This window comes from Chthonomonas calidirosea T49 (genome assembly GCF_000427095.1).
Classification (GTDB): Bacteria; Armatimonadota; Chthonomonadetes; order Chthonomonadales; family Chthonomonadaceae; genus Chthonomonas; species Chthonomonas calidirosea.
This window is the reverse complement of the sequence record NC_021487.1, coordinates 1409653-1424066: the sequence shown is the minus strand read 5'-3', so window position 1 is coordinate 1424066 and position 14414 is coordinate 1409653. Positions and strand designations below refer to the sequence as shown.

The window sequence follows — 14414 nt, the reverse complement described above, 5'->3', positions numbered from 1 at the left end:
TTATGCCGTTATGAAACCGGCGCGCTTCTTCTTCTCTGAGAAGCTTCTTGAATACGATATGGGGCCGGGGCACCCTCTCAAGCCGATTCGGCTAGAAATGACCTATGCTCTTCTGGAGAGTTACGGGCTTTTTCAGGAGGCCTTGGAAAAGGTTGAGCCAGAACTTGCAAACGACGAAGAGGTTTGCCTCTCTCATAGTGCAGAGTATCTTGATGTGCTACGGCGTCTTGAGAGGGGTGAGTCGGTGTCAGATGTGTACCGGTATGGGCTAAATACACCTGACAACCCCCTGTTTCCTCGCATCTATACCGCTTCCATGCGCTATACAGGGGCCTCCATAGGTGCAGCACAGGCCGTGATCGATGCGAAATTACACGAGGATCAACCAGTGGCTTTCAACTTGTCGGGAGGCCTGCATCATGCTCACTACAGTCGTGCTTCCGGTTTTTGTGTGTTAAACGACTGTGCAGTAGGAATACGGCGCCTACTTCGCGGGTTTTCGCGTGTGGCGTATGTAGATATTGATGTGCATCATGGGGATGGGGTTCAGGAATCGTTTTATCGTGATCCAAATGTTTTAACCATATCTATCCATGAGAGTGGAAAAACGCTCTTCCCCGGCACTGGCTTCCCTGAGGAGATAGGCGAAGGGGCCGGATTGGGAACAAGCGTTAATATCCCACTGGCACCCAACACGCCCGATGAGGTATGGCTTTGGGCATGGCGTGAGGTAGCAATACCTATTCTAGAAGCTTACCATCCTGAAGCCATCTTTCTGCAGATGGGGACCGATGCCCACGCCTACGATCCGCTTGCCCATGTCTGTTTGAGCGCGCAGGGGTGGTTGGAGGCCGTTAAGGACGTGAAAGCCTTCGGCAAACCTATTGTCGCCGTAGGTGGAGGCGGCTATAATTTAACCACCGTTCCGCGCATGTGGACGTTGGCGGTGGCCACCCTGGTCGGCAAGGAGATAGCGGACGCAACCCCACAAAGTTATGCCTATCACAAAAGCATACCGCAACTTACCGACCCCATCGCGCCGGCGGTTTCCGATGCAGAACGACAGGCCGCATGGGCATTTGCGAAAAGAACCGTTCAACAGGTCAAAAACCTTCTCTTTCCTTACTATGGGCTAGGCAAATCTAGTGTCAATTAACAATATAATGCTTGCGAAGGAGCATCTCTATCAATATGATCAAAGCAAAGAAGGTACTGTTCCCTTTGGGAATAGCCTTAACAGTGGTGTGGCGAGGCGCTGTGGCGATGCCTCAGGCGCAACCGAACTCGGGGGCATCCCAACAGGCCAACAGTGCAGCCCCTAGTGGGGGAGCCCCGCAAATTGTTGGTAGCGTTTTTGGGGAGAACCTGACATGGGACGACTTTATTGCCCAGTTTCGTAAAGATTTTCCCCAACAGTTTGAGAACACCGTGGCCCAGGTGATCGGTCCGTCGGTGGCCGATCAGCTCTTTGGAGATAGTCCTAAAACGTCGGTTACCTTGACACCGGATGAGGTGCTGCAACAGCTGAAACAGAATCCGCCAGCTAGTCTCTACAATGCGGTCAACGCGATTTTGCAGCTCATGATGGTGGAGCACGAGGCCTCAGTAGAGGGGGTGACCGTTACTCCTGCTGAGGTCGATCAGGCCCTCGACCAGCAACTCAAACAGTTGCGAACTCAGGGGGTGATTCCGGCCAATCTTACAGATGATCAGTTTCTTGCTCAACGCCATATTAGTCGCGATCAACTGCGCGTATCGGAGCGTTTTCGTTTGCTACTTGAGGGATTGATGAAAAAAAACCTCGAAAAGAAGCTTGGACACCCTATAGGGCCAGGCGATTTTGTAGATGCGCGTCATATCCTTATCAAGGCACCCGATATTCAGCCGAACTCCTCAGCTGCCGACAAAAAGGCCGATGCCGACGCGAAGGCGAAGGCAGAACAGATTCGCGCGCAGATTCTGGCGAAAAAGATCAGTTTTGAGGATGCTGCCAAAAAATATAGTGACGACCCCGGCTCTAAAAACCGAGGTGGCGATTTGGGTGTCTTCATGCGCGGGCAGATGGTAGCTCCTTTTGATGCGGCTGTTTTTAGTTTAAAACCGGGCCAGATCAGTCAGCCGGTGCATACGCAGTATGGCTATCATCTCATCGAGGTGATAAAAGCCGGTGATCAGATTCCGGCCGATCAGCGCCAGCAGGTGCTTGATCAGGTTCTGAATCAACAGGCGAATGAGTATCTCACGCAACTGTCTCAAAAGGCCGGTTTGAAAAACAACTTACAGCCTCCGGCCCCTGTAGGCTTGCCGCCACAGGATGGACGTTAAGATGCTTCGTTAGAGAGGGGCGAGAAAGATGGCAGGTCGTTCTTCCGGTTCGCTAAGCTCTGTATGGGTTCGCATTCCTGGGTTAGTCGGTTTTGGTTTAGGGCTTTTGGGGGTATCTCTAGGCCCTAACCAACCCGTCTATGCGCAGGGAAGCGGCGATCAGAATCCACCTTCGACTTCTGGCACTACGGTTACTCCAACGCCCCAAAAGCAGGAGGAGGATCTAAAGGCCCTTCAGAAGCAGCAGCAGACACCTGTAGCACCACCCGCCAATCCGCTAGTGCAACCGACGGATAGTAGCGGCAAAGGTCTCAACGGTACCCCAAACAAGGCGGTGGAGCAGACCTTGGAACAGAGCCTAAAGGATTTCGGAGATTATAGCCCGAATCCGCCAGATGCCCGCACCGTTAAACGACCTGAAGACCTCCCTCTTTTCGGATACGACTTTTTCGAGCCTGCACGTGAATACATTCTTGCGCGTCGTGCCTTTTTGATGCAGTACTATCCTTATCTCAAAATGACTATTGGAGGTGCTGCAACATCCTACGCCACAGCCCCGACTGCCTCAGCCCTGCCTACGAGCAATCTGAATACAACTGGCGCTACGACAGTCAATCCAACTCCACCGGCTTCCACCAATGCGCCTACTTCGCCTCAGCCCTCTCAACCCACGGTACCGCCTGCTACCGGGGCAACCTCAGCTCCGCAATCTCTGTTAGAGCCGCTCGGTGCCATGGCATTGGGGGCAGGTGCAACGAGGCAAACAATTGCTCCCTCCGAGAACCCTGAGAATGCAACGTCCGCTTCAGGGGTCGGAAACCCCTATCCGTATGCTGCTCCCTATAGTTATCCTTATGCGCCCTACACCAATATGCCTCCTATGATGGGTTTCCCCTACGGGACACCTTCTTACTCATCGTACGGTGGGCAGCCTAACGGCGTCTATGGAATCCCCCCAACACAACAGTCAGGCGAAAATGCGATTAACGCCTATAACGGGGTGGCCGATCCCCTCGAACAGATGGTGTTCAACATTATTTCATCTCCGCCTTTGAACTATCAGCTGTTTGGGGGCGATGTGGTGGTTGTTCGCTACTCTAATCCGGCTATGGAACCTCGCGTGCTTACCTTGCAAGTGAGTCCTCAAGGGGAGTTGGATTTAGGCAAAGATGGTCGAGTGAACGTAGCTGGGATGACACTGGCTCAGGCCGAGCAGGCGTTGCGTGCTCATCTAAGCCGCTACTATCGTAATGTGGATGTCTCCATCAGCCTCTCACGATTGCGCACCATCTCGGTGACCGTGATGGGACATGTGTTTGCACCGGGCACCTACATCGTTCCTGCGGTGGCCACCGCATTCAATGTGCTCTATGCCGCTGGAGGGCCTACAAAGGACGGCTCATTCCGCGATATCGAGGTGCGTCGAGGCAATAAAGTTTTACCACTCGACCTCTATCAACTTATGGCCGATCTGCCATCTAAAGGAGGAACCTCTCGCTTTGATATTCCCCTTCAACCAGGAGATGTCATCTTTGTGCCCGGAACCGATGAGCGGGTCTATGCGATGGGTGAGGTGCGCTCTCCGGCCTGTTATGAGTTGAAGCAGGGGGAGACGTTGGCCGATCTCCTCCGCCTTGCTGGCGGCGTTCGTGCGGCCGGTGTCAGCCATGCGGTGCAGGTGATTACGGTACAGCCGGGCAAGGCGAGGGTGATTCACACGGTAGACCTCGCAGATAGTGCCGCCGTCGCGCATTTCCGCCTCTACGACGGAGATATCGTGAATGTTTTGCAGTTGCGGCCTACCCTTGAGAACTTAGTACGGATTGACGGGGCAGTCGCTCAGCCAAGCGCCTATGCGCTCACCCCAGGAATGCGCGTGGCCGATCTCGTCCAGATGGCCGGTGGTCCGTTAAGTGAAGCCTATCTCCAGCGCGCTGCTCTCTACCGTTGGAGTCCAAGCGGCGTTCCAACCTACATTCCCATTAATTTGGCTGCGGCCTTAGAAGGAGACCCAACGGCCAATATCCCCTTGCAGCGGTGGGACAAGCTGGAGGTGTATACCGTCCAACAAGCCGCCTTTATGGGGGAGCGCAAGGTAACCGTTCGCGGGGATGTACAACGCCCAGGAGTGTATCAGTATAGTGAGGGAATGCATCTCAGCGATCTCTTGCTAAAGGCCGGTGGGCCCCTTCCCGATGCCGCTTTGGTGGTGGATGAGCGCCAAAACGGCGATGGAAGTAAGCGCTACTACTACGCCACCATTGATGAACTGCAGGCAGGAGATAGCCAAAAGAATATCCTTGTGCACGATAACGACGTTGTCGCTGTCTATACCGAGGCGCAAGCGCAGTATATGCCGGCTCATAAGGTGGTGATCCTGGGATTAGTGAACGCTCCTGGTCAGTACGATAGAGGCGAGGATATGCATCTTAGCGATCTATTGCGACTCGCTGGAGGGCTGCTACCAAACGCCAGCAATCAGATCGTAATTGCCCATGCACGCCAGTTCGTAAGCGGCAACGAGAGTCCTACCCAAACCGTGATGGTCACACGTGGCCCTCATGGAGAGTGCGTGCCCGACCAAGACCCCCTGTTACGCGATGGGGATGTGGTAACCGTTCCAGGAGTCGGCCATTACCAAGAAAAGCCGATGGTAGCCTATATTCAAGGACAAGTGGAGCATCCAGGCCCCTACATTATCACCAAGACAACCCGTCTTAGCGATCTTGTTCGTATGGCAGGGGGACTAACAAAGGAAGCCTTTCCAGAGGGCGCACAGTTCAACAGGAATCCGGATGAGATGGCCTCGCCGGAGCAGAAGCAGCTGGCTCGTGTCATTAGTGATCTGTCTGATCTCTATAACCAAAGTGACTACAAACGACAGCTAGCGCTTTCCGACTTGGAGCGCATTAAGGCGGCGGGCAATGCGGCTACAAGCAGTGTGCCACTTACCTCAAATGGTCAAGCGGCAGGCAGCTCTGCCGCAGCCACGTTAGCCTTAGAGCTTTCTAAGCGCGATTTGGTCTCGCCTCCGCGCGTGCTTGGCCCAACCGACTTACAGCCCAACGGCAACATCGCGATTAACCTCCCGGATGCCTTGAAACACCCAGGAGGACCGAACGATCTGCTGTTAGCCGATGGGGATCAGTTGACTATTCCGACGATTCCCACGACGGTACAGGTTATCGGGGCGGTTGTCCAGCCCCGAGGGGTCATCTACCGTAAGGGCGAGGGGATTTTCTACTATGTCAATCAGGCAGGTGGCTATGCTCCGGATGCCGCTATAGACCATATTGTGGTGATTCATGCCGGAGGTGGCCTCACTCCCGGCTATAAGGTGCGCTCTCTCGAACCAGGCGATCTGATCTTTGTCCCTACGAAGGTGCTTGCTGCCAAACTTTCGGGAGGAGGAAACAACATCGAGGACTTCTTCCGCTCCCTTACGACCAGCGCCATTATTTTCCGGATTGCCACAGGGCTAGTAGGGCTGTAGAATAGATGGGAAGATACCGAAGAATCTCTTGACAAGAAACTCTTCGCCGTGCCACAATAAAAGTGGTTTCGGCGAAAGCGTTTATTCCCCGCTAGCTCAATCGGCAGAGCATTCGGCTGTTAACCGAAGGGTTGATGGTTCGAGTCCATCGCGGGGAGTGAGTGGCGTAAGGTAGAACTTCCACAGAAGTTCTACCTTTTTGCTTTTGATGGCCGCATTTGGGTACGAAAGGTGAAGGCAGGGGCTGATGGCAGTGATACTGGTAGACTCCTTACAGATGGAGGTTGGATACCGCTGAACCTGGAGGAGATTAGAAGGCTGCAGGCTATTTTCTGTAACTTTTTATCTTTTTGGGTGTCAAAGAAACCGTCACTAATACTCTCCCAAAACTGGCTTGAAGCCTCGTCTTTTTCAATGCAGAAAGGAGGTCAATATGCCATCTCCTCGAGGTAAAAGGAAAAGGAAGTGGTTGCTGCTCATTGCTGCTTTGATTCTCTATGGAGAGATTCAAACCTTGTACAGTGTGTCCTCCACAGTGGCTCAAAATCCCTCCCTAAACCCGCCGGTGTTGCCTCCTGTCCTCTTTGCAGATCGAGGTGATCGAAAAGCTTATCTTTGCTGGGATCCATGTCCAGAGGCTGCTTTTGGCAAATTAAGGGGGTATCGAGTTTTCATACGAAGGGGCAATAGTTGGGCACTGATTGCCACCGTTAGCCCAGATCGGACAGAGTGGACGGTAACCGGTTTAGAAAATGGAAAAACCTACACTTTTACTGTAGCCGGCCTATTACGAAATGGAGCCGAAACGGAGCGTTCTCGCTCTGTGGATGTAAAGCCTACCCCTCTTAGTTCCCCTACGCTACAAACCGGAGCGGTCTCATTATCGTTCGGCCCTTACCATGAGGCGGTCTCGCATGGGGTTGTTGTTCGCTGGGCTGACGGACAGAGCATTGTTTTTGACGAAGACATCGCCCGTTGGCGCGATTGGCAGGCTGCTGATGGACAGCATCTGCTCTATCCCACTCCCTACGGCAACGGGATTGATATGGTAAAAATGGATGTTCATGGCTTTCCCACCATACCACAAAAAACTAAAGACCATCCATGGCTTGGTGATGCATATACGGTAGACTACACCTCGCCTGCCCGCGATCTTGGCGATCGTACATTTCGAGGATTAGTTAGCTCCCATATAGATGGGGAAAGGGTGACCTTTGAGAGCTGGTTGCCCGTAGAGGATACAGGTTGGGCGCGTTGGACCGCTATTCGCGTTTGGCAAACCTTTTGGCCTATACGGAAGAAAATAGGGGAGACCCTTTACATTGGGCTAGCACGTAAAATAGAGGTGTTCGTACCCTCCTATTTTAAATGGGGATATCAGATCTGCTTAAATGACGGCTTCGGTCCAGAGGGGGAGCGCAAGAATGTAAGCCTTTACTATGCCCATTTTCATTCAGCAGGAATCGTGGACTTTTCACCTTCTTGGGATATTACCCAACCAATGTTAGCTGGGACACCTCGTCGTGGTGGTGGCTACCATGCAGACCTAGGCTGTCTACAGGCTATACCCATGGGCTTTCTTGATTGGGGTAGTGGGAATCTGATCTTTGTAGCACGGCAACTCTATCACTGCGCCCACATCCAATTTGCAAGTTACCCGGAAGAGGGGCATAACGGGGTTTGGCCAAACCTTGCCTTCGATTGCGGTGAGGCTGGACGCCGGTTTGTGGTAGATACAGTCTACTATCTTTATAGCAGTCCCAAAATAAGTAGGGACTTTCCGCCAGTACCGCAACGTTATACCGATGCACAGCTCCATTTTCTATGGCGTAACGCTAGGACATTTGGCTTTAAGCCTGCCTTCTTAACGGCCTCTGTGTACACAGGCACGTTGGATGGCCAGCGCTTAGCGAAAGTAGGTCTGCTGCCTTTCGCTAAGCAGTTGGCCAAAGTATGGCATCGTAACTCAATAGACGCTTTTGCGTTCTGGCATGACTTTTGGCTTAGTCAACCGTACTCCGTTTCTTCCAAATATTTGCACGATCCCAACTACGGAGCGAATAAAGAGATAGCCATGATGTGTAGACAACTCAAAGAAGAAGGTATTCAACCCGTTTTTTGGATGAGGGGGGAGCTATTGACAATGAGCTTGCCTTTAGCGCTTTCCGATCGCTTCTGGGGAGGGGATCCGCGCGCAGAGGAGTATCAACAATTTCCTTGTGGCGCACCCTATTTGGAACAGTTTGGTGCCAAACGCGTTCGTGAACACGCTGAGGAGTGGATACGACGCGATAAGAACGGTGAATGGCCTAAAGATACCCCTTACGGATGGGTGCCAATGAGCATGGCAAGCGGATGGTTCGATGACCAGCTCTATCCTGCGCTTCGCATGGGCCGGCTGTTAGGATTTGATGGGATTTTGGTGGATGGAGGATTCGGAGGATTGGAAGGAGTGGACTATACGCCCCTTTTGGAGGGTCAAACTAAAGAGGCTATTCCTTGTCAGCCTTATTGGTGGCGTTTCTATCGCACGGCAGCTTGGCTTGGTTATCGTCTTTGGGGGGAATGTACGACGGCTTGGCTAGGAGGGTTTGTGGCTGGAGCTGGTATTCAGCACGACATGCCTGATCTCTGGTGGCTTTCCGTGGGCAATAGCTACGACCGTCCTAGCTTTGTAGACGAACCGACCCTAGAACATCGTGCCTTTGAACTGGCAGAAATGAGCCCCGGAGGAATGCTAGATGGGTTAGGAGGGAACTTTCTAGCAGCGCTTAGTGAGCATCGGCTCTCCGAATGGAAAGACCTTCCGGCCTCGTTCCGCCAGGAATTAGCCACCGCCATAGAGTTCCTTAAGAAGTATGGCCCGCCGAAACGAATCATTTTTGTCAACCTCCGCCCTAGTGGAACCAAAACGTGTACGCCACCATCAAACTGGTTTACCGGTTCTCATGATGCCTCCTTTACCTACCAGGCTTGGCAATGGGACGGTGTCGTATGGGTTACTCAAGATGGTCGCCATGTTCCCTATCCTAGCACCCCGTAGCGAAAGGAGTTGAGGATTTGAAGCGTCGGGAGTTTTTAGTTCGAATAGGACAAGTTTTGATCGGAGATTATGTAGATTTCTCTAGAAAACCTGCAAAAGCATTAAAATCTATGCAACCTATACAGTTTGTCTCTTGGGGTGGTATTGGCAGTCCCGATCGGGTGAAAGGTGCAGCCTCGCTCGGCATAGATACCCATCGACTCCCGCTAAGCCCCTGGTCGAATGAACAAGGCGAGTACGATTTTCATGCAGCTGATATCTACCTACCCCTGCTTAAGCGCGTTGGCCTCAGAGCCATTGTGTCGATTTTTAGCCACGGCGTGCCAGATTGGTTCTGGCAAAGGTATCCTGATACAAAGCCGAGAAATGCTCAAGGAGAATATGGTACCTGGGCCGGTTCCATCTGGAGCCCACAGGTTCATACGGAGGTTCTAAAAGGTATTAAAGAGATCTTTACCTACTTGAGCAGACGTGGGCTGCTCGATCTAGTGGATGGTGTTGAGGTTGGAGTAGGGATGGAAGGCCAGTTGTCCTATTTGTGGGGGTCGTTTTGGGCATTCGATCCCTACGCCCTCATGGCCTACCATTATTTTCTTCGTGGCCGGTTCTCCTCTATCCATCACCTCAACACGGCGTGGGGCACACACTATGCGGAGTTTGGCGATATTTTCCCCCCGTCCCACTACCAGCAAACAGTAGCGTGCCATACGTTTTTAGATTTTTATCGTCAGAGCATTCTGGAAACAGCCGAAGAATGGAGCGAGGCTGTTGCGACGCGAGTCCAACCAAAAATTTGGGTTTGGCTCTCCCATTTTATCGCTCCTGATCAGCGACCCTATGCTGCACGGTATCCAGAATACTACCTAAGCCATCTACGCCAACTCGGACGTGCCGATGTGGCCATCGTGTCGGTAGTTCCCGGATGGCAAACCCGTCCAGAGGTTGAAAATCTACGGAAGTTAGGAGTGCAAACAATTGGTGAATGGGATATTACTCCAACTCCACAGAGGCAGCTACAACAGGCCCAACTCGCATGGGATTTAGGCTGCAACGGCCTCTTTGTTGGCGTACTTGAGAACTTGATGGATGACCAAGGCCGTCTAAATGAGGTAGGCAGCATAACAAAACGTATTATTAAACAATGGAAGAATGGTAAAAGGCCTGCTTGAATTCTTCATATTGACTGCATATAGGCTGATTGTTGCTAGGTAGAGGAACTAGCGGCTAGCAAAAAATCGGTTACGGATTAACCATATTATGAAAATACTGGGACTAGATGTCGGAGAAAAAACGATAGGCGTTGCCATAAGTGATGAGGAGGAACGTTGGGCCTTCCCAGTGCAAACCATTGTTCGCCAGGAGGGATGGCGTCGCGATATGGCTGCTATTCGCGCTTTAGTGGCTTCCGAAAAGATAGGGCGTATCGTTGTAGGATTGCCTTTGACGTTGGAGGGGCAAAAAGGGGTTCAAGCACAGAAAGTGGAAGCTTTCCTACAGATTTTACGTCGCAATGTGCGTATTCCCATAGAAGTTCTTGACGAGCGCTTTACCACACTGGAGGCAGAAAGGGTGTTGCGCTCTTTGGAGAGCGACTTCAGACGTCGGAAAGAGGTAGTAGATGCTAACGCGGCCTGTCTTATTCTACAAACCTATCTCGACCGCCGGCAGCACAAGTAGGGAGAGCCGCTCAAACTGGCAGCATTGCGATGATGAAGCCTGTTACGACAGGCCTCCTTGACCACCTGTTGTAATATCAAAATGCTTGTTTTTATGTGCCAGAAGAGAGTTGACTGCGTTTTTAAGGGAAGATAGTGTACAATAGACAAGTGCCCTTGGGTATAGACGTCTTGCTCAGAGGCAAAACAAGGTTCGGCCTTGCTCGGCATAGGCATTCGAAGAGAGGGTTAGTTATGGGGTATTATTTGGCGCGATGAGGGCAGCGAGTCGTTTCGGGAGAAAGATAGACGTTCCGCTAGAACGAGATGGGAGTGTTGGATGCAGGTATGGAAGCAGGTGAGCGGAAAGGGATTTTGCGATTTTGTCCTCATCGTTATGTACGTTCCGTACTCGATATCGCCCCTCGAGAGCTTTGGGAGCGCGGGTTTAGAGGGGTTGTTTTGGACTTAGACAACACACTGGTGCCGTGGCAAAAAGAGGAAATAGAGGCCGAGGTGGCGAACTGGATTGAGGAGCTAAAGCGATTAGGCATTCGTATCTGCTTGCTATCCAACTCCTTGCGCACGGGACGGTCGCAGCGTATGGCCCACCGTTTTGGAATCAAGGCTGTGGGCTGGGCGAGGAAGCCTGCACGCAGCGGATTCCGTCGTGCTTTAGAGGCCCTTGGCACCTCGCCTGCGGAAACGGTGATTATCGGCGATCAGATGTTTACGGACATTTTTGGTGGCAATCGTATGGGGTTATACACCATTATGGTGCAGCCACTGCATCCGCATGAGTTTCTCTACACACGCTTTATAAGCCGACCGCCGGAGCGCTTGCTCCTATGGTATTTTCGACGAAGAGGGCATTTGAAGGAGGCACGGGTTTAGAGCTGCATGCAGGAGATAAGCGGAAAAACACGCGTGGTAGGGGTATTTGGTTGGCCAATCGAGCACAGCCTTTCTCCGACCATGCACAATGCCGCCTTCGCCGTTTTGGGGCTTTCGTGGGTCTACGTGCCGTTTCCGGTGCCTCCAGATGGGTTACAGAAGGCGCTTACGGCGCTGCCCGCCTTAGGAGTCGTGGGTGTGAACCTGACGATTCCCCATAAAGAGAGGGCGGTAGAACATATGCATCGGCTTACTCCTATCGCGGAGGCGATTGGAGCGGTCAATACGGTGCACTGTTTGCCGGAGGGGCTTTTAGGAGATAACACCGATGGCGACGGTTTTTTTCGCCCTTTGCAGGAGCGTCGCTACGATGTTTACGGAAAAAATGTGCTGTTGGTGGGAGCCGGTGGAGCAGCGCGAGCGGTGGCCTACACGCTGGTTCAAAAAGGCATTAAGCAACTGACGATTGCAAACCGCACACTCGAACGCGCTGAACACCTTGCCGACTGGGTGCGCGTTTACGGTTCCACAGTAGAGAAGGTGGAGGCCATATCTCTCCGTGATCGGCGGCGGTTGCAGGTTGCGATGGAGGAGGCCAACCTTCTCGTGAACTCAACGAGCGTGGGAATGTATCCCCACAGTGACGAGATGCCCCCAGTGCCCCCAGAGTGGCTTCAACCGAATTGTTTGGTGTATGATCTCGTCTATAATCCTATAGAGACATGCCTTTTGCGAGCGGCGCGACAGCAAGGCTGTGCGACGCTCGATGGCGTGCAGATGCTCGTGTGGCAAGGCGCTATCGCTTTTGAAAGGTGGGTAGGGCAAAGCCCACCGGTGGCGACTATGGAGGCCGCTGTAAGGGGTAAACTACAGAAGACTTAGAGAGATGACCGAAAATAGCAGTGCGGTCGTCTTCAAGTAGGGAACAAAAAAGACTACAAAGATGTTCTATATAGTTAGCAAGATCTGTGCGTCTTTTTAGCCTGTGTTCGCGAAAATGCGTTGTTCCAAGGGAACAAGTTCGAGCCGAACTCATTATTTCTTAATTAGAGGTCTCATTTCGAGAAAAGGCTTTCGAGCCAAGCGAAAAAAGTGCTTGCGTTCAGATCGGGGTTGTGATATAATCGGCGCAGCGTTTGACAGCAGTAAATGCAAGCGCCGTTCTGTGGTACCTGCGTTCGAACGCAGCGCGAAGAGATAGAAGCAAAACGAACACGCATAGGGTGGAGATAACTACCATGGTAATGGCACGCAAAAGCATGGGTGACTATATGCTGGAGAAAGGCTATGCCTCTCAGAGCCAAATTGAGGAGGCTCGAAAAATCCAGCAAACGACAAAACAAGATCTTGCACGCATTCTCATCGAGATGGGCATTAACCCCGTACACGTCTACGAGGCAAAAGCCCAGGAGATGGGAGTTGCTTTCGTTAACCTCACCACCTACAAGCCGGATCCGAGCGCAATTAATGTGGTGCCCGACCACGTGGCCAAGGCGCATAACGTGCTGCCAGTGAAGAAGGATGGCCAGGTGCTCTATGTGGCCATGGGCGATGTCAACAACCTTGAAGTCCAGGATACGCTTCGTATGGTCTCACGATGCCAGATACGGCCGGTTCTCGCTGTGCCAGACCAGATAGAGCAGGCGTTGACCACCTACTACGGTGGAGGGGTCTCGGCTAATGCAAGCTCGGACGGCGCCAAACCAAGCACGGAGCTCGTCGACTCGGATGCGCGTTCCGCCATGGCGCAGGCAATGGCCGAATACGGTGCCCGGGGCGATGCCGCTAAAGAGGTGGATGAGGAATCGGACCTACGTGAGCTAGTAGACCAGGCGCCCATTGTTCGTCTTGCTGCCACCATTCTCCAGCAGGCCATCAAAGAGCGTGCCTCCGATATCCATATTGAGCCAGACCGGCGGGGAGTTCGCGTGCGTTACCGTATTGATGGCGTGCTTCATGAGATCATGCAGATGCCCGCCTACCTCAAACTCCCTCTCGTGGCGCGTTACAAAATCCTCTCTGAAATGAACATTGCCGAGCGTCGCGTACCGCAAGATGGGCGTATTGCCACACGTTATCAGGGCAAGGAGTACGACCTGCGCGTATCCTGCTTACCCAACCTGCACGGTGAGAAGATCGTCATGCGCATCCTCGACAAAAGTAGCGTCATGATCGGTCTCAACAAGCTCGGCTTTTTGCCGGAGGTTCAAGCGCAACTTGAAGAGCTTGCCTCTCAGCCTAACGGTATGATCCTCTCTACCGGACCTACCGGACACGGAAAAACCACCACACAGTACTCCTTGCTAAACAAACTGAATACGGTAGAGAAAAACATTCTCACTATTGAAGACCCGGTAGAATATGTGCTTAGCGGTGTTACGCAGGTACAGGTCAACCGAAAGGCCGGGCTTACGTTTGCCACGGCTCTCCGTGCCTTCCTCCGTCAAGACCCCGATATCATCATGGTAGGAGAGATGCGCGACCTTGAAACCGCAGAGATCGCCATTGAGGCCGCTCTTACTGGCCACCTCGTTCTCTCCACCCTGCACACCAACGATGCACCGTCGGCTACCATCCGCCTTATTGACATGGGTGTGGAACCCTTCCTTATCTCAGCAACCGTAATAGGGGTTCTTGCGCAGCGCCTCGCACGGCGTATCTGCAATGAGTGCAAGGAGTTCTATGAGGCGCCGGCATCCGACCTGAGAAAGTTTGGCTTCAAAGTGGAAGACCCTGCCCAAACCGTGCAGTTGGCGCGTGGGCGCGGATGTGAGGCCTGCCGTTATACTGGCTATCGAGGGCGCATCGGCATCTACGAGTTGATGCGAGTCAATGCCGAGATCGCCGAAATGATCGTGCGCCGTGCACCTTTGGCCGATCTGAAAGAGGCCGCAAAGGCTAACGGCATGATGGAGTTGCGTGAAGACGGGTTGGCTAAGGTACTGCAGGGAATTACCACCCCTGAAGAGGTGATGCGGACGGTCTTCACGGCAGGCTATTGAGC

At 52.7% G+C, this 14414-nt stretch carries 9 protein-coding genes and 1 tRNA gene; all 10 read left to right on the top strand.

Going from position 1 to position 14414, the window contains the following annotated elements:
* Positions 1 to 10: 10 nt before the first annotated feature.
* The 10 genes from CCALI_RS05920 to CCALI_RS05870 all read left to right on the top strand — a co-directional run bounded on the left by CCALI_RS05920 (position 11) and on the right by CCALI_RS05870 (position 14412).
* Entirely contained in the window at positions 11 to 1156 is a 1146-nt protein-coding gene (locus CCALI_RS05920; RefSeq protein WP_016482563.1) for an acetoin utilization protein AcuC, read from the top strand.
* A 35-nt stretch (positions 1157 to 1191) separates the two neighbouring features.
* Positions 1192 to 2325: a peptidylprolyl isomerase gene (locus CCALI_RS16605; protein WP_016482562.1), complete on the top strand. Its 1134-nt coding sequence runs from the start codon at positions 1192 to 1194 to the stop codon at positions 2323 to 2325.
* 28 nt (positions 2326 to 2353) lie between these two features.
* Positions 2354 to 5818 carry an SLBB domain-containing protein gene (locus tag CCALI_RS05910; RefSeq protein ID WP_016482561.1) on the top strand — a complete coding sequence of 1155 codons (3465 nt, stop codon included), beginning with the start codon at positions 2354 to 2356 and terminating at the stop codon, positions 5816 to 5818.
* Between the two features lie 85 nt (positions 5819 to 5903).
* A tRNA-Asn gene (locus CCALI_RS05905) sits at positions 5904 to 5976 on the top strand.
* A 275-nt stretch (positions 5977 to 6251) separates the two neighbouring features.
* On the top strand, positions 6252 to 8861 hold the full coding sequence (locus CCALI_RS05895) for a fibronectin type III domain-containing protein (RefSeq protein WP_016482560.1): 2610 nt from the start codon (positions 6252 to 6254) through the stop codon (positions 8859 to 8861).
* Between the two features lie 110 nt (positions 8862 to 8971).
* On the top strand, positions 8972 to 10030 hold the full coding sequence (locus tag CCALI_RS05890) for a beta-galactosidase (RefSeq protein WP_155850488.1): 1059 nt from the start codon (positions 8972 to 8974) through the stop codon (positions 10028 to 10030).
* 88 nt (positions 10031 to 10118) lie between these two features.
* Entirely contained in the window at positions 10119 to 10538 is a 420-nt protein-coding gene (ruvX, locus tag CCALI_RS05885) for a Holliday junction resolvase RuvX (RefSeq protein WP_016482558.1), read from the top strand.
* A 326-nt stretch (positions 10539 to 10864) separates the two neighbouring features.
* Entirely contained in the window at positions 10865 to 11410 is a 546-nt protein-coding gene (locus tag CCALI_RS05880) for a YqeG family HAD IIIA-type phosphatase (protein WP_016482557.1), read from the top strand.
* A 6-nt stretch (positions 11411 to 11416) separates the two neighbouring features.
* A complete protein-coding gene (locus tag CCALI_RS05875) occupies positions 11417 to 12292 on the top strand; it encodes a shikimate dehydrogenase (RefSeq protein ID WP_016482556.1) in 876 nt (291 codons plus the stop codon).
* A gap of 356 nt (positions 12293 to 12648) precedes the next feature.
* A complete protein-coding gene (locus tag CCALI_RS05870) occupies positions 12649 to 14412 on the top strand; it encodes a GspE/PulE family protein (protein ID WP_016482555.1) in 1764 nt (587 codons plus the stop codon).
* Positions 14413 to 14414 lie beyond the last annotated feature (2 nt).